Origin of the sequence: Cytobacillus firmus, from assembly GCF_023715565.1 — a bacterium.
In the GTDB taxonomy this organism is placed as follows: domain Bacteria; phylum Bacillota; class Bacilli; order Bacillales; family Cytobacillaceae; genus Cytobacillus; species Cytobacillus firmus_C.
This window is the reverse complement of the sequence record NZ_JAMBOJ010000010.1, coordinates 17,790-39,424: the sequence shown is the minus strand read 5'-3', so window position 1 is coordinate 39,424 and position 21,635 is coordinate 17,790. Positions and strand designations below refer to the sequence as shown.

At 40.0% G+C, this 21,635-nt stretch carries 20 protein-coding genes, 1 pseudogene and 1 other annotated feature; of the genes and pseudogenes, 20 read left to right on the top strand and 1 reads right to left on the bottom strand.

Translation table 11 applies throughout. The features are described from left to right. Window positions 1-89 precede the first annotated feature (89 nt). Window positions 90-1,616 carry a recombinase family protein gene (locus M3205_RS05620; protein WP_251169012.1) on the bottom strand — a complete coding sequence of 509 codons (1,527 nt, stop codon included), beginning with the start codon at window positions 1,614-1,616 and terminating at the stop codon, window positions 90-92. 109 nt (window positions 1,617-1,725) lie between these two features. On the opposite strand from M3205_RS05620, the gene yqfC reads away from it, so the two are divergent. From yqfC to cccA, 20 genes and pseudogenes are all read left to right on the top strand, one after another. Further along, a complete protein-coding gene (gene yqfC / locus M3205_RS05615; RefSeq protein ID WP_035331147.1) occupies window positions 1,726-2,016 on the top strand; it encodes a sporulation protein YqfC in 291 nt (96 codons plus the stop codon). Window positions 2,017-2,034: 18 nt separating this feature from the next. After that, the gene (gene yqfD, locus M3205_RS05610) at window positions 2,035-3,228 is read left to right on the top strand and encodes a sporulation protein YqfD (RefSeq protein ID WP_251169011.1); all 1,194 of its coding nucleotides are present in this window, start codon (window positions 2,035-2,037) and stop codon (window positions 3,226-3,228) included. Next, entirely contained in the window at window positions 3,225-4,190 is a 966-nt protein-coding gene (locus tag M3205_RS05605; protein ID WP_251169010.1) for a PhoH family protein, read from the top strand. The genes yqfD and M3205_RS05605 overlap by 4 nt, the downstream gene beginning before the upstream one ends. A 225-nt stretch (window positions 4,191-4,415) precedes the next feature. Next, complete coding sequence (locus tag M3205_RS05600; protein WP_251169009.1) at window positions 4,416-6,608, top strand: HD family phosphohydrolase; 2,193 nt, start codon at window positions 4,416-4,418, stop codon at window positions 6,606-6,608. Continuing rightward, window positions 6,605-7,075 (top strand): rRNA maturation RNase YbeY, encoded by a 471-nt coding sequence (gene ybeY, locus M3205_RS05595; protein ID WP_251169008.1) that lies wholly within the window; start codon window positions 6,605-6,607, stop codon window positions 7,073-7,075. Before M3205_RS05600 ends, ybeY begins: the two co-directional genes overlap by 4 nt. Beyond that, window positions 7,053-7,445, top strand: a complete 393-nt coding sequence (locus tag M3205_RS05590) for a diacylglycerol kinase family protein (protein ID WP_251169007.1) — start codon at window positions 7,053-7,055, stop codon at window positions 7,443-7,445. The genes ybeY and M3205_RS05590 overlap by 23 nt, the downstream gene beginning before the upstream one ends. Window positions 7,446-7,759: 314 nt before the next feature. Further along, window positions 7,760-8,224, top strand: a complete 465-nt coding sequence (locus tag M3205_RS05585; protein ID WP_396105205.1) for a cytidine deaminase — start codon at window positions 7,760-7,762, stop codon at window positions 8,222-8,224. Then, window positions 8,217-9,131, top strand: a complete 915-nt coding sequence (gene era, locus M3205_RS05580; RefSeq protein ID WP_251169006.1) for a GTPase Era — start codon at window positions 8,217-8,219, stop codon at window positions 9,129-9,131. The genes M3205_RS05585 and era overlap by 8 nt, the downstream gene beginning before the upstream one ends. 157 nt (window positions 9,132-9,288) lie before the next feature. Beyond that, the gene (locus tag M3205_RS05575; RefSeq protein ID WP_009332996.1) at window positions 9,289-9,432 is read left to right on the top strand and encodes a YqzL family protein; all 144 of its coding nucleotides are present in this window, start codon (window positions 9,289-9,291) and stop codon (window positions 9,430-9,432) included. 30 nt (window positions 9,433-9,462) lie between these two features. After that, window positions 9,463-10,215: a DNA repair protein RecO gene (gene recO / locus M3205_RS05570; RefSeq protein ID WP_251169005.1), complete on the top strand. Its 753-nt coding sequence runs from the start codon at window positions 9,463-9,465 to the stop codon at window positions 10,213-10,215. A gap of 70 nt (window positions 10,216-10,285) precedes the next feature. Further along, window positions 10,286-10,470, top strand: a binding site (T-box leader). A gap of 119 nt (window positions 10,471-10,589) precedes the next feature. Beyond that, window positions 10,590-11,480: a glycine--tRNA ligase subunit alpha gene (glyQ, locus tag M3205_RS05565; protein WP_251169004.1), complete on the top strand. Its 891-nt coding sequence runs from the start codon at window positions 10,590-10,592 to the stop codon at window positions 11,478-11,480. Then, window positions 11,473-13,545: a glycine--tRNA ligase subunit beta gene (gene glyS, locus M3205_RS05560; protein ID WP_251169003.1), complete on the top strand. Its 2,073-nt coding sequence runs from the start codon at window positions 11,473-11,475 to the stop codon at window positions 13,543-13,545. Before glyQ ends, glyS begins: the two co-directional genes overlap by 8 nt. Window positions 13,546-13,799: 254 nt before the next feature. Beyond that, a complete protein-coding gene (locus tag M3205_RS05555; RefSeq protein WP_311315710.1) occupies window positions 13,800-14,435 on the top strand; it encodes a helix-turn-helix transcriptional regulator in 636 nt (211 codons plus the stop codon). 28 nt (window positions 14,436-14,463) lie between these two features. Further along, entirely contained in the window at window positions 14,464-15,282 is an 819-nt protein-coding gene (locus tag M3205_RS05550) for a pyruvate, water dikinase regulatory protein (protein WP_251169001.1), read from the top strand. A 321-nt stretch (window positions 15,283-15,603) separates the two neighbouring features. Continuing rightward, window positions 15,604-16,008, top strand: a pseudogene (locus M3205_RS25880) (DUF188 domain-containing protein). Between the two features lie 39 nt (window positions 16,009-16,047). Next, on the top strand, window positions 16,048-17,865 hold the full coding sequence (gene dnaG / locus M3205_RS05540; RefSeq protein ID WP_251169000.1) for a DNA primase: 1,818 nt from the start codon (window positions 16,048-16,050) through the stop codon (window positions 17,863-17,865). Between the two features lie 89 nt (window positions 17,866-17,954). Next, window positions 17,955-19,079: an RNA polymerase sigma factor RpoD gene (gene rpoD / locus M3205_RS05535; protein WP_251168999.1), complete on the top strand. Its 1,125-nt coding sequence runs from the start codon at window positions 17,955-17,957 to the stop codon at window positions 19,077-19,079. 72 nt (window positions 19,080-19,151) lie between these two features. Beyond that, complete coding sequence (locus tag M3205_RS05530; RefSeq protein WP_251168998.1) at window positions 19,152-19,679, top strand: hypothetical protein; 528 nt, start codon at window positions 19,152-19,154, stop codon at window positions 19,677-19,679. Between the two features lie 103 nt (window positions 19,680-19,782). Then, window positions 19,783-20,922, top strand: a complete 1,140-nt coding sequence (locus M3205_RS05525) for an acyl-CoA dehydrogenase (protein WP_048011149.1) — start codon at window positions 19,783-19,785, stop codon at window positions 20,920-20,922. 205 nt (window positions 20,923-21,127) lie between these two features. Beyond that, window positions 21,128-21,493: a cytochrome c550 gene (gene cccA / locus M3205_RS05520; RefSeq protein WP_251168997.1), complete on the top strand. Its 366-nt coding sequence runs from the start codon at window positions 21,128-21,130 to the stop codon at window positions 21,491-21,493. Window positions 21,494-21,635 lie beyond the last annotated feature (142 nt).

Sequence of the window (21,635 nt, the reverse complement as noted above, 5' to 3'; positions counted from 1 at the left end):
ATCGGACCAGTTTGATTACTAACGGGATGAACTTACACAATTGGTCGATTAAGTACAAGAAAAGGATACCCTTGTTGATGGGATATCCTTCATTTTGATTCAATAAACAAATCGACAAAATCACCTTGCTCAACTTCTGTATATCCCTCTAGGGGAGAAGTAATTGTAACCTTTTCATCGACTCTTGCATAATAAACCTTATTAATTATCAGCTTCAAGATGCGATTGCACTCTTCTAAATATTGTTGAGAGTCTTCCTTATTATATAGTTTATAGAACTGCTCAATCTTTTCAATTTTGGATTTATATTCAGACGAGATTGAATCCTTGTCCATGGATTCAACTTGTTCTTGTAGGTCGTTTATTGCATTGGATAGCTTTGTTAATTCAGCTTCAATATCATTCTTAGATTTCAGATATTCCTCTTTGCTAAATACCCCATCAAGGTAAGCATCTTTTGCTCTTGAGAGTCTTGTATTAAGCTTGTCTTGTGACTTATTCAGTTCTGCTACTTGTTGGAGTAAAGTGTCTTTAGAAACGCTCTGAGAGGATTTTAAAGCATTCTCCCACTCATTTTGATAGAACCCTTGAAGGAACTCAAACTCACTTATAAATGATGTTATTAGCTGATGCTCAACGATTCCACGGTTTCCGCATTTACATGACTTGAGATAGATTGCATCCTTTTGCTTACTATCCTTCCTAAACCCCATCTTTAGACCACATTCCTTACAGTATAAAAGGTCTTTCAGCATGCTCAATACCTTCCCTTTGGAGCGGTTTCTTGTATCCATATCACCGCTCATACGTCCCTTGATTGCTTGTTGAACGGACTTGAATTGTTCGTTAGTGATTATTGCTTCATGAGCATTCTTCATCACTATTGTTTCAGTGATTTTTCCCTTTTTGTCTTTGATATTATAAATGATACTACCTGTGTAAGTCTTATTATTTAGTATGGTATAGATTGCTGTATTAGTAAATTGATTTCCAGCTTTTGTTTTATGCCCTTCAAGTTTGGTCACAATGCTTTGGATACCATAACCGCTCTCAGCATAATTGAATATCATTCTAACTAGATTTGCTTCTGATTCAATGATTTCGAGTTTCTTTTCCTTTCCTCTTGTATATCCAAGCGGAGGAACACCCTGCACCCATTCACCACGTTTAGCACCTTCACGTTTTCCTCTTTTCTGACGTTTTGCAATCAAACGTAATTCTTGAGAAGACATAGCACCCAACATATCAAACATCAATCTATCATCACCGTTTAGGTCATAAAGCTTCTCAGGTGTCAGAATATAAACGTCATTGTCTGCTAATACCTTTGCTACATATTGAGTGTAATAATTATCTCTGCTGATACGGTCTGTGGAAATTACAAATATAGCTTCATACATTTGAATATCAATTAGTAACTGGTTCAACGATTGTCTTTCTTCAATATCTTTTGCACCTGATATAACTTCCTCGTAAATCTTGTATGAATATCCTTTATCTCTACAATACCGTTCTGCAATCGTTCTATGTGAAAGAAGGGTGTCTCTGCCTTCTCCTGATTCCCTTGAAATCCTGAGATATACTCCAACGCTTTTTACCATGTTTGCTACTGTCATAGTTGTTTTTCCTCCCGAATATAATCTCACAGGGACAATTATATCAATGGTATATACATATATCTATAAATAATTTCATAAATATGAGATGAAAGGGGGTTCTTTTTTTATGGCAAAAAAGTGGGGACAATTCGTCCGCGGCTGGATGACTAAAAATATGGAGCTTCCTCAAGATGTCATGATGGACCTGCCCCGTATTACAATGATTGGGCAAATCCATATCTATATAGAAAACCACAGGGGATTACTGGCTTTTTCAGATAAGGAATTAAGACTGCTATTAAAGCAGGGGCAGCTTTTAATAAGAGGGAAAGCCTTCGTCATAAAAACGATACTGCCGGAAGAAATACTGCTCGAGGGAAAAATTGATTCAGTTACTTATATTACGGACACTGATTAAGAATTCAGGGGGAAGGAAATGAAGAACCAGTGGATCGAATTTTACAGGGGTCTTGTAACAGTTAAAGCAAGCGGGAAAGGAATAGAAAGATTTATTAATGCACTTACCCGCAGCGGAATTAATATCTGGAATGTAAAGAACCATGGAACGCAATCAGTCACCTTCAAAATGAAATTGGAAGATGCAAAAAAAATAAGAAGCCACGCTAGGAACAGCGATTGCAGAATCGAGTTCCTGCGGCGGACAGGAGCACCGTTTCTTATGAAAAGGCTGCTGAAAAATAGCGGATTTGCAGCTGGTGCCCTCGCGTTTGTTGTTGTCATTCTCCTTTTATCGAATATGGTCTGGGGCATAGAGATTAAGGGGGCAAATCCTGCAACTGAATATCAGATCATCAAAGAATTGGACAAGATGGGGGTTAAAAAAGGAAAAATGCAGTTTTTTGTAGATAATGTAGAGTCTATTCAGCGGACACTATCCAACAATATCGAGGCAATAACCTGGGTTGGCGTGGAGTTAAAAGGGACAACCTACCATCTGCAGGTAGTTGAGAAAAATGAACCTGAGAAACCGGAGTATTTAAGCCCGCGGCATCTGGTAGCCAAAAAGAAAGCTGTTATTGTAGAAATGTTTGTTGAAGAAGGACGTCCGGTCGTGGAGATTCACGATCATGTCCAGCCAGGGCAGCTTTTAGTCTCCGGGATCATCGGTAAAGAGGGGCAAACGGAGACTGTTCCTTCAAAAGGCGAGGTTTTCGGGGAAACATGGTATAAATCTGAAGTCATTCTTCCGCTTAAGAGCACATTTAAAGTCTTTAGCGGCAATGAAAAAGTTAAGCATAGCATCACAATCGGAAATCTGGAGATTCCTGTATGGGGTTTTGGAAAACCGGGGTTTGAAGAGTATGAATTAGAGGAAAATAAAAAAGTAGTAAAGTTCCTGAAATGGGAACTGCCAGTTTCATATGTAAATAAGACATTCCGTGAAAGAGAGCAAGTCACCAGAATATATTCCAATAAAGAGGCTTTGGACGCTGCGAAAGATTTGGCAAGAAAAAAAATAAAAAGCAGCTTAGATGAAAATGCTAAAGTTAAGGGAGAAAAAGTTTTGCACCAATCAATTGACAATGGTAAAGTAACTATAGCAATACATTTCCAAATTATTGAGAATATTGCAGAAGGACAACCAATTATTCAAGGAGATTCGGAATGACAGAAGACTTGAAAACAATGAACCTGCAGCTGGAAGATCCTAATGAAGCCATTGCATTATTAGGCAATTCAGATGCAAACCTAAAAATTATTGAGCAAGAACTAAATGTTTCCATTGTAACCAGGGGAGAATCCGTTTATGTGTCTGGCGAAATGGACAAAGTGGAACTGTCTGGTAAGGTTCTGGATAAACTGCTTTATGTAATCCGGAAAGGTATAAATATAAGCCAGAGAGATGTTATGTATGCTCTTCAAATGGCAAACAAGGGAACATTAGAGTATTTCAGTGATTTATACGAAGAAGAAATCACCAAGAATGCAAAAGGAAAGTCTATTCGTGTAAAGACACTGGGACAGCGTCAATACATTCATGCAATTCGCCAAAATGACCTGGTTTTTGGCATAGGGCCAGCAGGAACAGGAAAAACATATTTGGCAGTTGTAATGGCTGTCAATGCTTTGAAAAATGGGAATGTGAAGAGAATCATTCTTACCCGTCCTGCAGTCGAAGCTGGAGAAAGCCTTGGCTTTCTTCCGGGGGATCTTAAGGAAAAAGTCGATCCTTACCTAAGGCCTTTGTATGATGCTTTGCATGATATTTTAGGTGCAGAGCATACACAGAGAATGATTGAAAGAGGCACGATTGAAATTGCACCGCTGGCTTATATGCGCGGGAGAACTTTAGATGATGCCTTTGTTATCCTGGATGAAGCGCAAAATACAACTCAGGCACAAATGAAGATGTTTCTGACCAGGCTGGGCTTTGGTTCAAAAATGATTATTACCGGAGACAGAACACAGGTTGACCTTCCTAAGGGTGCAAAATCAGGTCTGATCGCAGCAGAAGACATACTCAAGGGTGTAAGCGGACTATCATTCGTTCACTTGGAACAAAGTGATGTTGTGCGTCATCCACTTGTGGCCAGGATTATTCAGGCATACCAGACAGAAGATAACCAATGAACCATGTAGCCGCCTTTTTTTGGCGGTTTTTTCTTTTGCAGATAAAATCGGCATTTAATTACTATGGAATTATTTGCTATTAATGAAATGTTTAGGTAACCTGTTAATAGATAGTCTATTTTTCATTAGTGAAAACCAACTGAAAAACTGTTATGATTTTACATGATCAATAATTAAAACATTAAGAATATTGAAAGTTTTTTACCCAGGACAGGAGGGGTAAATGTGTCAAATCTTCAGCAGAGTATGACTACAATCAGAAATTTACTTAATATGACCTTTTTTCGTGTTCTTTTATTTGTTCTTTTGGGAGTTGCTATGTATTTTTCCATGTATAGCAATGTGAAGCCTGAAAAGCTGGATTTAAGTCTATTCTCTGTCGCTGAACAGACAATAAGGTCGCCCATTACAATAGAGGATAAAGCAAGCACAGAAAGAAAGAGAAAAGAAGCAGAAAATAATGTTAAGGATATTTACGTTGTAAAAAAGGAGATTGCTCAAAACAGAGTTGACCTCGTTACTTCCATTTTTGGATCAGTTTCGGAAGTGAATGAAGAAGTAAAAGAAGGGCTGGAAGAGAAAAAGAAGTCTGCTGCAAATGAGTCAGATAAAGATGTAGAGGCACCAGCCCCTTCAACCCCTAGTCCTGAAGACAAGTTGTCCATGGTTAAAGAAAAACTCACAGAAGATGTAACACGTGAAGTATCGGATGGCGTTTTCCTTGCTTTGCTGCAGGCAAAGGAGGGGGAACTGAGTATTGCGAAAGATCTCACTGTTACGGCCATCAATAAAATCATGAATAATGAAATTCCGGCGGAACAGGTGGAGAACGCAAAGAAGCGTGTTGAAGAAGAACTTAAGTTCACCAGTTTAAATTCAGAAATAAAAAAAGCCGCAATAGAGCTTGGGCGCTATGCAATATATCAAAATCAATTCTATGATCCTGCGGCCACTGAAGAATTACGGCAGCAGACTATTGAAAGTGTCGAGCCGGTAAAAATCCTTCAGGGACAGATCATTGTTGAAGAAAATCAGCTGATCAGCAGGGACATATACCGACAGCTTGAACTTGTAGGGCTTCTGGACAGTGTTAATTCGATTCAGCCTTTTATCGGCTTATCTCTGATTATTATCATTGTTTTATCAGCCCTATATTATTATTTCCATGAATTGAATGTGCAGCGGGAATTAAAGCAAAGCTATTTATTGCTGTTCAGCCTTGTCTTTATCTTATCGTTGTTGCTTATGAAGGTCATAAGTCTTTTCCAATACGCCGATTACTCAGAAATAGGGTATATCTATCCTGCAGCTATGGGAGCTATGCTGATCAAAATACTGATTGATGAGAAGCTTGCAATGTACTACACAATTATTATGGCTATCAGCGGAAGCATCATTTTTAATGAAGGTGTTACAGGGACATTCCAGCTGACATCAGCCATTTATATCCTCTGCAGCGGCTTGGCTGCCATTTTGTTTTTGAGCAGACAGAATCGCCGCTCTAAAATATTGCAGGCTGGTTTATTCGTATCTGCAGTAAATATACTTGTTATCTTTTCTATGCTTTTCTTAAGAAATGGCCACTATGAAACGATTGAATATGGATTTTACTTTGTAATTGCTTTGATTTCAGGTATTTCGTCTGCAGTCCTGGCCATTGGCCTTCTGCCATATTTTGAGGCGGGATTTGGAATTTTGTCTACTATGAGGCTGATTGAGCTATCTAATCCTAATCATCCGCTGCTGAGAAAGATACTGACCGAATCTCCCGGAACCTACCATCATAGTGTAATGGTTGCAAATCTCTCGGAGTCAGCTTGTGAAGCTATTGGGGCAAATGGTCTTTTAGCAAGGGTGGGCTGCTACTATCACGATATCGGCAAAACGAAACGGCCTCAGTTTTTTATTGAAAATCAGGTGAATATTGAAAATCCGCATGATCGGCTTCCTCCTCAGACCAGTAAGAATATTATTATCGCCCATGCCGCAGATGGTGCTGAACTGCTAAGAAAGCATAAGATGCCTAAGGAGATAGTGGATATTGCCGAACAGCATCATGGGACAACATTGCTGAAATTCTTTTACTACAAAGCAAAACAAAATGGTCTTGAGGTAAAAGAAGAAGACTATCGTTATCCTGGACCTAAACCGCAATCAAAAGAGTCGGCTGTCATTGGCATTGCGGATAGTGTAGAAGCTGCAGTCCGTTCAATGGCACATCCTACAACAGAGCAAATAGAGGATTTAGTCAAAAAGATAATCGCAGACAGGCTTCAGGATGGACAGCTGAATGAATGTGATTTAACCTTAAAAGAGCTGGAAACCGTATCACACTCTTTCTGTGAGACGTTAAACGGAATTTTCCATTCACGTATCGAGTATCCTGAAATGACAAAACAGAAGGTGAAACAGGCATGAATTTAAACATTGATTTTTTAGACGAAACGAATGAGCTCCAGGAAAATGATATAGCCAAAATTGAAGAGTTAATTAACTTTGCGGCTTCAAAAGAATCTGTGGAGCCTGATACCGAAGTATCCATTACTTTTGTGACGAATGAGCGCATCCGCGAAATCAACAGGGAGTACCGGGATAAAGACCGGCCTACAGATGTTATTTCTTTCGCTATGGAAGAGCTGGGTGAGGGTGAAGTTGAACTTGTTGGGGCTGATATGCCGCGAATCCTGGGGGATATCATTATCTCCACTGCTAAGGCGAAGGAGCAGGCGGAGGAGTATGGACATTCTTTTATTAGGGAGCTTGGCTTTTTGGCGGTCCATGGCTTCCTGCATCTTCTTGGCTATGATCATGAAAATCCGGAAGATGAGAAAAAAATGTTTTCCCGCCAGAAGGATATACTTGATGAATACGGGCTCACAAGGTAAAAAAGTCCGAAAACACAATGTCCTCAAATCCTTTGTGTTTGCTTTTTCCGGAATTAGAACGGCGCTATTAAACGAAAGGAATCTGCAGATACATTTGGCAGTATCCCTCGCTGTCATGTTCTTTGGCATCTATTTTGGCATCAGCCGGGTTGAATGGATAATCATTCTAATGGCCATCGGGGGAATGCTCTCACTTGAACTCCTAAACACAGCCATCGAAAGGGCTGTGGATCTGGCAACCGAAGATTACCATCCACTTGCCAAGCAGGCTAAGGATGTAGCTGCTGGGGCGGTACTGGTGTTTGCCATAATAAGTGTAATAATAGGCGGAGCAATATTCCTGCCAAAAATCCTGATATTTTTGCAGTGAGGTGAAGCTGTCCGAATGGGCAGCTTTGTTTTTTCCTAAGAATAAATAAGACTGATTGTAAACTGCTTTGAATTAGCGGACTCGAGTTTGAAAACGTTCACTGAATCAGCTAAAATGACAGAACAGCCTTAAATTACACAGGCTGGGGAGAATCCGAGGGATGCCATTTAGAAAACAATGGTCAGATAAGTTTAAAAGGCCTAGTTATTTTTAGAAAATTCAATTTTTTTGTTACGTTTTTGCTACAATCGATGAAAATCCCAGTAAAGTGTTGTAAAATATAAGAGAAGCGGCTGCTTTTCAAGAAAGAAGCATTGCGAGCCTCAAAGCCCATGATTCATCGGGAGCAGCTCCGTTTTACAGGAAAGGAAGAAATAATTGTGAATATCGATCAACTAATACACGAAGCAAAGATTGCAAGAGATAGAGCATATGTGCCATATTCAAAATTCAAAGTGGGAGCGGCGTTATTAAGCAGTGACGGTCAGGTTTTTCATGGCTGCAACATAGAAAATGCAGCGTACAGCATGTGTAATTGCGCTGAAAGGACTGCGCTTTTTAAAGCATATTCTGATGGCGTTAAAAGCTTTTCAGCCATTGCTGTTGTTGCTGACACAGACCGTCCTGTTCCCCCATGCGGTGCATGCAGACAGGTAATATCCGAATTATGTCCGCCTGAAATGAAAGTTGTTCTAACCAACTTAAAAGGGGATATTAGAGAATTAACAGTAGAAGAATTACTGCCAGGAGCATTTTCACCGGAGGACTTACATGAATAATACACAACAAGGACACAAATCAGGCTTTATTTCCATAATCGGCAGACCCAACGTAGGGAAGTCAACATTTTTAAATCGCGTAATTGGGCAGAAAATTGCCATTATGAGTGATAAGCCGCAAACAACGCGCAATAAAGTTCAGGGTGTCCTGACTACCAATGATGCACAATATATTTTTATTGATACGCCAGGAATCCATAAGCCAAAGCATAAACTGGGAGACTTTATGATGAAAGTTGCCCAAAATACGCTTAAAGAAGTGGATGTCATCCTGTTTATGGTAAATGCCCAGGAAGGTTTTGGACGCGGTGAGGAATTCATACTTGAGAAATTTCAGTCAGTCCGTACCCCAATTTTCCTTGTGATCAATAAGATTGACCAGGTACATCCAGATGAACTTTTAAAAATTATTGAATCTTACAAGGAAAAGTACGATTTCAGTGAAATTATCCCCATTTCAGCTTTGGAAGGCAATAATGTAGAGACGCTGTTAGAACAGATTAAAAAGTATATTCCTGAAGGGCCGCAGTTTTATCCTGCTGATCAAGTAACAGATCACCCGGAGAGATTTATCGTTTCCGAACTGATCAGGGAAAAAGCGCTGCATCTAACAAGAGAAGAAATTCCGCACTCGCTTGCTGTGACTATTGATAAAATGGAGCGCCGCGAAGACAAAGATGTCGTTCATGTCATGGCTACGATCATAGTGGAACGTGATTCACAGAAAGGCATTGTCATTGGAAAGCAAGGAAAAATGCTCAAGGAAATCGGAAAAAGAGCAAGGGTGGATATTGAAAATCTTCTCGGATCACAGGTTTTTCTGGAGCTGTGGGTCAAAGTCCAGAAAGACTGGCGCAATAAAATGTCACAGCTTCGCGATTTTGGCTTCCGTGAAGATGAGTACTGAGCCAGCCCTAATTAAAGTATTAACCATTTCTGGTTTATATTCATAAAGGTGATTGACAATATTTTCGTCTCATGATTTTACAAAGACAGGCTATGATATAGATAAATGTATTGGGATAAAGAATTGCTAGTTGAATAACTGAAAGGTGGGGTTTTCGATGATGGATTTTACCTGGAGAGTGTTTTCCCAGACAGGAAACATTGACACATATCTTCTCTTCAAGGAGCTAGAAAAGGAAACTCAGGATATACCCGGCAGCAATGATGAAGAGCTAGCAGAAGCTGATTTTCCCATCTCATAGGTTTGTCGAAAGACAGGGATGGTGTCACGGTTGCTTGATAAATGTGAAGGCATTGTCATCAGGACAACTAATTATAGTGAAACAAATAAGATAGTTACTTTATATACCCGTGAATGGGGAAAAGTTGGTGTGATGGCACGTGGAGCGAAAAAACCCAACAGCAGACTTGCTGCTGTCACCCAGCTTTTTACATACGGGAATTTTTTAGTTCAGCGTGGAAGCGGTCTGGGCACTCTGCAGCAGGGTGACATGATTTCATCGATGCGATCTATTAAAGAAGATATTTTTCTTACGGCTTATGCAAGCTATATTGTCGATTTAACAGATAAAAGCAGTGAGGATAAGAAGCCCAACCCATTTTTGTTCGAATTGCTGCATCAAACACTGAATTTAATAAACGAAGGATATGATCCGGAGATTCTCACGAATATTTATGAAATGAAAATGCTTAACGGTTTGGGTTTATATCCAGTTCTTGATCAATGTTCTGTCTGCGGAAGCACTGACGGGCATTTTGCATTTTCAATCCGGGAAAACGGCCTCCTTTGTCACCGCTGTCTTGATAAGGATCCTTATCATTATAAAGTATCACAGGCGACAATTAAGCTGCTGCGCCTCTTTTATTTTTTTGACTTGTCAAGGCTCGGCAATATCTCTGTTAAACCGGAAACCAAATCTGAATTGAAAAAGATTATCTCTGCTTATTATGAAGAGTATTCCGGCTTAAACCTCAAGACTAAGAAGTTTTTGAATCAAATGGACAAGTTTAATGATCTTATGTAATGAGCTCCTTTTACTTTTATTAAAGATTGACAATCCAATGTGATTCCGCTATGATTCAAATTAATAAAATATTATTGCTGTGAAGGAGAAGAGTACTTAACTTTTTCTCATTAAAGCGAACTCGGGACAGTGGGAGCCGGGTATGGATAGTTAAGGAAGGGCGCTCTGGAGCAATTTTGTCTATTGACAACCAAAGAGGCTGCGGTCAAAATCGCAGCAAATAGGGTGGAACCGCGGGTAACTCTCGTCCCTATGCCATTTGGCATAGAGACGGGAGTTTTTTATGTTCCACGGGAAAGCGAACAGTCTGGAGTGGAGAACGACAGACAACATTGAGAGATAAAATACAATAATTTATATGAAAGAGGTGTCCTATGAATATTCAAAACATGATATTAACACTTCAAAAACATTGGTCTGAACAGGGGTGTATCCTGATGCAGGCTTATGATACTGAAAAGGGTGCAGGCACAATGAGCCCATATACATTTTTACGGGCAATCGGACCAGAACCGTGGAATGTGGCTTATGTAGAGCCTTCACGCCGTCCTGCTGATGGGCGATATGGAGAGAATCCAAACCGGCTTTATCAGCATCATCAATTTCAGGTTATCATGAAGCCGTCCCCTGATAATATCCAGGAGCTGTATCTTGATTCACTAAAGGCATTGGGTATTGATCCGCTTGAACATGACATCCGGTTTGTGGAAGATAACTGGGAGAATCCTTCATTGGGCTGTGCGGGCTTAGGGTGGGAAGTGTGGCTTGATGGAATGGAAATTACACAGTTCACATACTTCCAGCAGGTAGGAGGATTGGAGTGCAAGCCTGTATCTGTTGAAATTACATATGGAATTGAAAGGCTTGCCTCTTACATTCAGGATAAGGAAAATGTCTTTGACCTTGAATGGACAAGAGGATTTACAGTTAGGGACATTTTCCTGCAGCCAGAGTTTGAGCATTCGAAATACACGTTTGAAACATCAGACCAGGAAATGCTTTTTAATTTGTTCAATATCTATGAGAAAGAAGCTCATAGGCAAATGGATGAAGGGCTTGTACACCCGGCTTATGACTATGTATTGAAATGTTCCCATACTTTTAACCTGCTCGATGCCAGGGGAGCGATCTCGGTGACAGAAAGAACCGGATATATTGCAAGGTGCAGGAACCTGGCCAGAAAAATAGCCAAAACCTTTTATGAAGAGCGGGAAAAACTTGGCTTCCCAATTTTAAAGGATAAGGAGGAAGGATCTCATGAATAAGAAAGATCTTCTGCTGGAAATTGGACTCGAAGAAATGCCTGCCAGATTTGTCACTAATTCAATGAATCAGCTTTCAGATAAAGTAAAATCATGGCTTTTGGAAAAGAAAATATCTTTTGAAGAGATCAGTGCTTTCTCCTCTCCACGCCGTTTGGCTGTTCTTGTTACGGGAGTGGATACCGCCCAGGAGGACATAAATGAAGAAGCGAAAGGACCTGCGAAAAAAATCGCGTTAACCAATGATGGAGAATGGTCAAAAGCTGCTATTGGATTCAGCCGAGGTCAGGGAGCTTCTGTTGAAGGTATATTCTTCAAAGAAATTAACGGTGTTGAATACGCCCATGTCAGCAAATTCATTAAAGGTCAGGAAACAGCTGCCCTTCTGCCTGAACTTCAGCAGATTATTACCTCGCTATCATTCCCGAAGAATATGCGCTGGGCAAACCAGGATTTACGTTTTATCAGGCCGATTAAATGGCTTATTGCATTATTCGGAAATGAAATCATTCCTTTTTCAATCACAAATGTCCAGACTTCTAACCTTACAAGAGGTCACCGCTTTTTAGGGGAAGAGATTGAGATTAACAATCCTGCTGATTATGAAAAGGCCATGCTGGCGCAATATGTGATCACTAACCCTCAGGAAAGAAAAAGTGCCATTCTTTCACAATTGGAAAAAATTGAGGAAGAACATGGCTGGGTTGTTCCGGTGGATGAAGATTTATTGGAAGAAGTAAATAATCTGGTTGAGTACCCGACTGCATTATATGGCAAGTTTGAAGAAGAATACCTTGAGCTTCCGGAAGAGGTGTTAATTACTTCCATGAAAGCGCACCAGCGCTATTTCCCGGTAAAGTCCAAAGATGGCACCCTTCTTCCTTACTTTGTAACAGTCCGGAATGGTTCTCATGAACATTTGGAAAAAGTGGCAAAAGGAAATGAGAAAGTATTGCGGGCAAGACTTTCTGATGCAGCTTTCTTCTATAGAGAAGACCAAAAAACGGACATCGCAGTATCGCTTCGAAAACTCAATAACATTGTGTATCACGAAGAAATAGGAACCCTTGCTGAAAAGGTAAACCGTGTCCGCCAGCTGGCAGCAAAACTGAGTGAGATTCTTGACTTCAGCGATGAAGCAAAAGCAGTGACAGACCGAGCTGCTGAAATCTCAAAGTTTGATCTTGTTTCACATATGGTTTACGAATTTCCAGAGCTGCAAGGTTTTATGGGAGAAAAATATGCCCTGCAAAAAGGCGAAAAAGAAGCTGTGGCGCGTGCAATTAATGAACATTACATGCCGCGCAATGCAGAGGACCAGACTCCGGAAAGCGATGCTGGTGCAGTACTTTCCATTGCTGAGAAACTGGACACGATTGTGTCATCGTTTGCAATTGGAATTATTCCAAGCGGTTCCCAAGATCCATATGCTTTAAGGAGACAGGCATCGGGTATCATCCAGACGTTACTGGCTAAACACTGGGATCTGAAGCTCGAAGAATTGATCGCATTATCTTCAGAGACCGTGATTAAAGCGAATATAGGAAAGAAATCCAAAAGTGATTTAATGCAGGAATTAGTTTCTTTCTTTAAATTAAGGGTTAAATATATGCTACAGGAAAAAGCAATACGCTATGACTTAATTGAAGCTGTATTAGGAAATGATATCGGCTCCGTGCCTTCACTTGTGAATAGAGCTCAGGTACTGGAATCCCACAAGGAAGCAAATGGCTTCAAGGAAAGCATTGAGGCTCTTGGCAGGGTAATCAACATTGCTTCTAAGGCAGAAGATAAAGGGGATATTGATACCAGCTTATTTGAAAATGATAATGAAAAAGCTCTGTTCAACAAATATTTATCAGTAACCGAGGAGTTGAAAAAAGAGGTTAAAGAGGAAGAAGCCTTTAACTTGTTAATCAGCTTGAAACCTGAAATTGATCAATACTTTGAAAATACTATGGTAATGGATGAAAATCAGGAAGTTCGTCGCAATAGGCTGCATCAAATGGCGCATTTGTCTGATGTGATAAAGAAATTTGCAAATATGAATCAAATAATTGTTAAGTAATAAGCTGAAACTTTGCGTTTTATGCTTGAATACGATTAAAATCTAAGATGAGGACAGCTGCCGTTGCTGTCATTGAAAGAGCCTGTTTATCACACTGACGGGCTCTTTCGTATTTTGGGATAATAGGCAGTTCAAAGCAAACTATATATGAAACGCATCTTTTCATTTATGATAAATAGTATATAATAATTATATAAAAGTATAACCTTATTATAGTGGGAAATGAGTGCCAAAAGCATCTCCTTTTCAGATAGGTGGTGAGGGAAATCGAATTAAATAAAAGGCAGGAAAAAATAATAGAAATCGTTAAGGAAAACGGGCCGATCACTGGTGAGAGTATTGCAGAACAGCTTAGTTTAACGAGGGCAACACTAAGGCCAGACCTGGCTATATTAACAATGGCAGGCTATTTAGATGCCCGTCCGCGTGTAGGCTATTTTTATACAGGGAAGACAGGGGCGCAGCTGCTGACTGAAAACCTTCAAAAGCTATATGTAAGGGATTATCAATCCATTCCTGTAGTGGTTAATGAGAATGTGTCGGTATATGATGCCATTGTGACAATGTTTCTGGAGGATGTTGGCACGCTATTTGTTGTTGATCAGGGTTCAGTGCTTGTTGGGGTTCTGTCAAGGAAGGATTTACTCCGAGCAAGTATTGGCAAGCAGGAGCTAAATTCCATCCCAGTCAATATTATTATGACCAGAATGCCTAACATTACCATGTGCGAAAAAGATGATTTGCTTATCGAAGTTGCTAAAAAGCTGATTGAAAAGCAGATTGACGCTCTTCCTGTTGTAAAAAAGACGGAAAAAGGGTATGAAGTAAACGGCAGGATAACTAAAACAAATCTGACAAAAGCATTCCTGGCTCTGGCCGGAGAAAAGTAGCATTGAAAGAAGGAGATGGTGTTAAAGGATGGAAAAAATGCCGGTCATTTATGTCGTTTCAGATTCAGTGGGAGAAACGGCTGAACTTGTAACAAAAGCTGCAACGAGCCAATTCAATGGCAGCGATATATCTATCAAGCGTTTTCCATATGTTGAAGAGAAAGTACATATTGATGAAGTTATTTCACTCGCAAAGCTTGATAATGGGATGATAGCCTATACGATGGTCAAGCCGGACATGAGGAAATATATTAACCAGAGGGCTGCTGAAGAAGGGATATATGCTTTTGATATCGTTGGCCCTTTAATGGATCAAATCCAAAGAGCCTGCGGCGTTACACCGCTTTTCGAGCCAGGGCTGGTCAGAAAGCTGGATGAAGATTACTTTAAAAAGATTGAAGCAATCGAGTTTGCTGTAAAATATGATGATGGCCGTGACCCTCGTGGCATACTAAAGGCTGATATAGTGCTTATAGGTGTATCAAGGACTTCAAAAACACCTCTTTCCCAGTATCTTGCCCACAAGCGCCTTAAAGTGGCTAACGTGCCCCTTGTGCCTGAAGTCGATCCTCCAGAAGAGCTGTTTCTTGTTCCGCCGGATAAGTGCTTCGGTCTGAAAATCAGTCCTGAAAAATTAAACTTTATTCGAAGAGAACGCCTAATATCATTAGGTCTAAGCGATAATGCCAGCTACGCAAATATAGAAAGAATCAAAGAAGAAATAGGTTACTTTGAAAAAACCGTTTCCAAAATTAAATGCCCGGTTATTGATGTTACGAACAAAGCAGTTGAAGAAACAGCCAATATGATCCTAAATCAATACCGGAAAAACTTTCCAAAAAGCTAGCACATAAATTCTTTATGTGCTTTTCTTTTTTATTGGCAGGTTAAGAGGGCTTTTTCGTATACAGACTGCAAAATTAATTCTTTTCTTGCCAGATAAAATAATGGCAAAATAGAGATTAATGTACTATAATAAAAAATTGTGATAAAAATGTATCCGAATAGGTTTAGAGTTCATTGTCAAGGAATAAACTATTTATTGTGGCATGTCAAGCTTTCGACCAAGAAAAAATTCGACATATCTCACTATGCAAAAGTTATTCATTTAAAGAAGGATTATGCGGAGTGATGTAGAATTATTAGAACATTAGGCAAACCAATCAATATGGTGGGTGCTGATTCCTGTCCAGTAAAAGAAGAAATTGTCGAAATAGGCAATTCCTTTAAGGTGGACGCAGTGTTTGTTGCTTCATATGCCCATATCCAAAATGAACTGAATGGGGCTTGATTTATTCATAATGAATAATGTGAAATCAGGAGATGCGGTTATCACACAAGATATTGGATTGGCATCACTCTTTTGTTAAAAGGTGTTTATGTCCTTTCTCCCAGGGGAATTTTATTTGAGGAAAGTGAAATTCCGAACCGCTTTGGAAATGAGTTACCTTTCAGCCAAAGCACGAAAGAGAGTTTATGGGAAAGGCCCAAAACCATTTAATCAAGAGGACCGCGATCCAGGTTTGTGCAACAGTTGATAAAAAAATTGTCGAATTTTGAAGGGATTCAGTAACGTTTATCGAATACCTCAGTAAGTAATGGAGTTGTTCATATGGCAGAACGGATCGCCGAGGAGAAAGTAAATGAGATTCGGCAAGCTGTAGATATTGTTGATGTCATTGGCGACTATATCCAATTAAACAAGCAAGGACGCAACTACTTTGGGCTTTGTCCTTTTCATGGCGAAAATACTCCTTCCTTTTCTGTATCACCCGAAAAGCAGATCTATCATTGCTTTGGATGTGGAGCGGGAGGCAATGCGTTTTCTTTCTTAATGGATTTAGAAGGATATTCCTTTCAGGAAGCCGCATTAAAACTCGCTGAAAAGGGAAATGTTAAGCTCGAAATTGATGCGGCATCCGCTGCATCAGCAAAATCAATGCCTGTGGATATACAGCAGATGATGGAAGCCCATGAGCTTCTACGTAAATTTTATCACCATCTGCTTGTAAACACAAAAGATGGTCAGCATGCATTAGAATATTTGCTTAATAGGGGCTTTACAATGGAATCAATCGAGAAATTTCAAATCGGTTATTCATTAAAGTCCTGGGATTTTGTCTTCAAGTTCCTGACTAAAAGAAAGTTCCCCGAAGGCGTTATGGAAAGAGCAGGACTGATCATCAAAAGGGAGAAAGATGGGAACTATTTTGACCGCTTCAGAGATAGAATTATGTTCCCGATTTTTGACCGCAGCGGAAATACGATTGCTTTCTCAGGGAGATCCCTTGGGGCCGATGAGCCCAAATATTTAAATAGCCCTGAAACAGCAATCTTTAATAAAAGCAAAACCTTATATAATTTTCATTTGGCGAGACCGCAGATTAAAAAATTGCAGAAAGCCGTTCTTTTTGAAGGGTTTGCAGATGTAATCGCCGCTGATCGTGCTGGTGTCGGTAATGGTGTTGGTACGATGGGCACTGCTTTAACTGAAGAACATGTTGCTTCCTTAAGAAGAAATGTTCAATCAATCACGATCTGTTATGATTCCGATAATGCCGGTATCGAAGCCGCATACCGTGCAGCATACCTGCTAACGGAAGCAGGCTGCCAGATCAGAGTGGCACTGATGCCTGACGGCTATGATCCGGATGATTATATTAAAGAATACGGCGAAGAAAAATTTCGTCATGATGTAATCGAATCCAGCATAACCTTTATGGCATTTAAACTTCTTTATCTCCGTAGAGGCAAAAGGCTTCAAAATGAAGGAGATAGACTCTTATATATCGAAGAGGTATTAAAGGAAATCAGCCGGCTTGATAAAGCGGTGGAAAGAGACCATTATCTTCGCCAGCTGGCAAATGAATTTTCACTTTCTCTGGAAGCCTTGAAAGAGCAGCAAAAACAGGTTTATTACACAGAGAAGAGAAAAAGCAGCCAGAAGGGCAAAGGTGCCTTCGAGCCTCAAAAAAGGCTGCAGACACCGAAAAGGGCTGATAGTCTTAAACCCGCCTTTCATACAGCGGAAAGAAGGCTGATTGCCCACATGCTCAGAAATAGTGACATAGCATTTAAAGTTCAGGATATGCTTCAGGGAAATACATTTAACATCGATGAACACCAGGCTATAATTACCTATCTATTGGGCTTTTACGAAAAAGGCCATACGCCTGATCCTAGTGCATTCATAAATTTCATAAATGATGAAAAGCTTAAGCGTATTGTGGTGGATATAGAAATGATGTCCATAAACGATGAAATAAGCGAACAGGAATTATCAGATTACCTTAAACAGGTGTTGAATTATCAAAAGATGTTAAAAATAAAAGAAAAACTAAATGAAGAAAAGGAAGCAGAACGCCAAAAAGATTATGCTAAAGCGGCTTTAATCGCAATGGAAGTTCTTCATTTGCGAAAGTCACTATAAGAAGGCTGTGTGCCTGAAATAAAAGTTATGGAATTAGCACCACCTAAGAAGACTTAGAATGTGTGTGATTTTTGGAAGGAGGGGGACATATGGCTGAAAAATCGGCCCGTTCAAAAGAGGTTGATACAGAATTGACCCTTGAACAAGCGAAAGATCAATTAGTTGAAATAGGAAAAAAGACAGGTGTCCTTGCCTATGATGATATAGCAGAAAGATTATCTCAATTTGAACTTGATTCCCACCAAATGGATGAATTCTATGAATTCCTTGGAGATCAGGGTGTTGAGTTAGTTGGAGATAATGAAAATGAAGATCCGAATGTTCAGGAACTTGCAAAAAATGAGGAAGAATTTGATCTTAATGATTTAAGTGTCCCTCCAGGTGTGAAAATTAATGATCCTGTCCGTATGTACTTAAAAGAAATTGGACGTGTTGATTTACTCTCTGCAGAGGAAGAGATTGCACTTGCCAACCGAATCGAGGATGGCGATGAAGAAGCTAAAAGACGCCTGGCAGAAGCGAACCTCCGATTGGTAGTGAGTATCGCGAAAAGGTATGTAGGACGCGGAATGCTGTTCCTTGATCTTATCCAGGAAGGGAATATGGGACTGATAAAAGCGGTTGAAAAATTCGATTACCGTAAAGGATTCAAGTTCAGTACGTATGCAACATGGTGGATACGACAGGCCATAACGAGAGCAATTGCTGACCAGGCCAGAACGATTCGTATTCCTGTTCATATGGTGGAAACCATCAATAAATTGATTCGTGTTCAGCGCCAGCTTCTTCAGGATCTTGGCCGTGAACCGACACCGGAAGAAATTGCAGAAGATATGGATTTAACTCCTGACAAGGTTAGAGAAATTCTTAAGATTGCACAGGAACCTGTTTCATTAGAAACACCTATCGGTGAGGAGGATGACTCCCACTTAGGTGATTTCATAGAAGATCAGGATGCCACTTCTCCATCGGAGCATGCGGCATACGAGCTCCTGAAAGAACAGCTTGAAGATGTTCTGGACACACTGACTGACCGAGAAGAAAACGTTCTGCGTCTTCGATTCGGCCTTGACGATGGCCGTACGAGAACTTTGGAAGAAGTCGGCAAGGTATTTGGCGTTACCCGCGAACGTATTCGCCAAATTGAAGCCAAAGCCTTAAGGAAGCTGCGCCATCCAAGCAGAAGCAAACGTTTAAAAGATTTCTTAGAATAAAAAATAATTGCCAGTGGATAGTTTACTTCTTACAATGGAAGTAAACTATTTTTTTTACAGGATGTGCTTTTGTTGGAAGAAAAAAGAAAAAATATTATTGTTAACGAGCTGCAGCATTGGAAAAAGAGCCGAATGCTCCCTGACCATTATTGTGACTATCTGCTAGCTCTTTACACCGAAGGAAGTCAGCCGAAGGATATAAAAAAAAGTAAAAATACAGTGGTATTGTATCTTGCCAGCCTTTTCCTCCTGTTGCTGATTCCAATTTCTGCTTTATTAATTTATTTTACTGAATTGTCTATTACTTTGCAAACCGTCATTTTAATTCTTTTCATTTCTTCGTGTGTTTTCTTAATTTTTTATTTTTCTGAAAAAGTAAAAATGATACATATACCCATCATATCAGGAGCATTGATTTTACTTATGGGATCTGTTGATTTTGTGACGGTGGTATATCCACGAAACGAGGGATTTCTCTATGTTTCCTTAGTAATTAATTGTGTTCTTTGGCTGTTATTGGGGTTTAAATGGAAATTAATATATCTTTCGATTTCAGGGGCTCTTGGCTTTCTTTTGTTAGCTATTTCTATATTCATATAATAAAATATTTTAAAAAGTTTTTAAATGTTGAGAAAACTTCAGCATCCCTTATATAATAGTAATGAAAGCGTATACAACTTTTGTTCTTATAAGGGGGATTTACATGAATTTTGACTTAACTGCAGAACAGAATATGATACTTAAAACAATCAGGGAATTTGCTCAGGAAGAAGTTGCACCGGGAGCTTTGGAAAGAGACCGGACAAAGGAATTTCCGGTAGAAGTATTTAAGAAAATGGCTGATCTTGGCTTGATGGGGCTTCCTTTTCCTGAAGAATATGGAGGCGCAGGAGCAGATACTGTAAGTTTTGCTATTGTTACAGAGGAGTTGAGCAGGGCTTGCGCTTCAACTGGAATCACGTATTCAGCCCATATATCACTGGGAGGAGCACCGCTTTATTTATTCGGAACCGAAGAGCAGAAGCAAAAGTATCTGGTGCCGATCTGTACAGGTGAGTCTTTTGGAGCTTTCGGGCTGACAGAGCCTAATGCAGGATCAGATGCCGGCGGTACCAGAACAACAGCTGTCGAAAAAGATGGTGAATATATCATTAATGGTAATAAATGCTTCATTACGAATGCCAGCTATGCAAAGCATTTAGCTTTGACTGCTGTCACCGGTGAAGTGGATGGAAAAAAAGAAATCAGCGCGATTATTGTTCCTACGGATGCAGAAGGATTTACCGTTATCGATAATTATGAAAAAATGGGACTCAATGCCTCAAATACAACTGAACTGGTGCTTGAAGACGTACGCGTTCCGACTGAGCACTTGCTCGGCAAAAAAGGGGAGGGCTTTAAACAATTTTTAATTACATTGGATGGAGGGCGTATTGGTATTGGGGCAATGGCTTTAGGGATAGCGCAGGCTGCTTATGATAAAGCACTTCAATATGCAAAGGAGCGCCAGCAGTTCGGCCGTTCTCTCTCAAACTTCCAAGCTATTCAGTTTAAACTTGCAGACATGGCGATGAAAATTGAATTGGCACGAAATATGGTTTACAAGGCTGCTTGGCTGAAAGATCAGGGTAGACCATTTGCCAAAGAAGCTTCCATGTGTAAGCTCTATGCCTCTGAAATCTGTATGGAAATCGCCGACCAGGCTGTTCAGATACACGGTGGATACGGCTATATGAAAGAATACCATGTTGAACGCTATATGAGGGACGGTAAGCTCACTGAAATCGGTGAAGGCACCTCTGAAGTACAAAGAATGGTCATTGCTCGCCTTATTGGATGCTAAAATTGTATTTCGTATTACATGAACGAGATACCCAGGTGAAATAATCGGAAAAACTCCATCCTCAAGGTGGAGTTTTTGTCCATTTTATGAACAAGATTTGACAAAGTTTACAATAGGGCTTTTCCTTCTGTCTTTTTTAAAGTAAAATAGAGATTGTTTGTATACTTACTTAAACTGAATGTGCTTACATAAGGGAGGTTAAATCATGAATCGCAATCCAATCATTCCATTTGTGTTAATTATGGTTTTTGGTGTGGTAGCAATGTTCCTAGTTTCTTTTAAAGGTCTTGGCGATATGGAAGAGCTCGCAAAAGAACAGGAAGGCGGCGGTGCTGAGACTGAAGAAACTGCTGCTGCGAACCCTGAAGAAATTTACCAGAAGAGCTGTATCGGATGTCACGGCGACCAGTATCAAGGCGGAGTTGGTCCTGCTCTAACAGGTGTAGGCGATCGTTTATCACAGGATGAAATCGCAGATATCGTAGTAAATGGTAAAGGCTCAATGCCTCCAGGATTAGTGCCTCAAGACAAAGCTGCCGATATGGCTGAATGGTTAGCAGGCCTTAAGTAACATCTATAATGAAAGTCCTTTGCATATGTAAAGGACTTTTTTTATACTATAAGAAAGGCTATCGTAAAATGACGATAGCTTTTTTAGCTTTTTGCTCAAGAAGAGCAGGCGCTATGCGCTTTTTACAATACATAAATAAGTG

Coding starts and splice junctions, on each gene's coding strand:
- M3205_RS05525 (WP_048011149.1), top strand. CDS start 19,783: ATGAATTTTGACTTAACTGCAGAACAGAATATGATACTTAAAACAATC.
- cccA (WP_251168997.1), top strand. CDS start 21,128: ATGAATCGCAATCCAATCATTCCATTTGTGTTAATTATGGTTTTTGGT.
- glyS (WP_251169003.1), top strand. CDS start 11,473: ATGAATAAGAAAGATCTTCTGCTGGAAATTGGACTCGAAGAAATGCCT.
- era (WP_251169006.1), top strand. CDS start 8,217: ATGAATAATACACAACAAGGACACAAATCAGGCTTTATTTCCATAATC.
- yqfD (WP_251169011.1), top strand. CDS start 2,035: ATGAAGAACCAGTGGATCGAATTTTACAGGGGTCTTGTAACAGTTAAA.
- ybeY (WP_251169008.1), top strand. CDS start 6,605: ATGAATTTAAACATTGATTTTTTAGACGAAACGAATGAGCTCCAGGAA.
- M3205_RS05590 (WP_251169007.1), top strand. CDS start 7,053: ATGAATACGGGCTCACAAGGTAAAAAAGTCCGAAAACACAATGTCCTC.
- M3205_RS05605 (WP_251169010.1), top strand. CDS start 3,225: ATGACAGAAGACTTGAAAACAATGAACCTGCAGCTGGAAGATCCTAAT.
- glyQ (WP_251169004.1), top strand. CDS start 10,590: ATGAATATTCAAAACATGATATTAACACTTCAAAAACATTGGTCTGAA.
- M3205_RS05575 (WP_009332996.1), top strand. CDS start 9,289: ATGATGGATTTTACCTGGAGAGTGTTTTCCCAGACAGGAAACATTGAC.
- M3205_RS05620 (WP_251169012.1), bottom strand. CDS start 1,616: ATGACAGTAGCAAACATGGTAAAAAGCGTTGGAGTATATCTCAGGATT.
- dnaG (WP_251169000.1), top strand. CDS start 16,048: ATGGCAGAACGGATCGCCGAGGAGAAAGTAAATGAGATTCGGCAAGCT.
- yqfC (WP_035331147.1), top strand. CDS start 1,726: ATGGCAAAAAAGTGGGGACAATTCGTCCGCGGCTGGATGACTAAAAAT.
- M3205_RS05550 (WP_251169001.1), top strand. CDS start 14,464: ATGGAAAAAATGCCGGTCATTTATGTCGTTTCAGATTCAGTGGGAGAA.
- rpoD (WP_251168999.1), top strand. CDS start 17,955: ATGGCTGAAAAATCGGCCCGTTCAAAAGAGGTTGATACAGAATTGACC.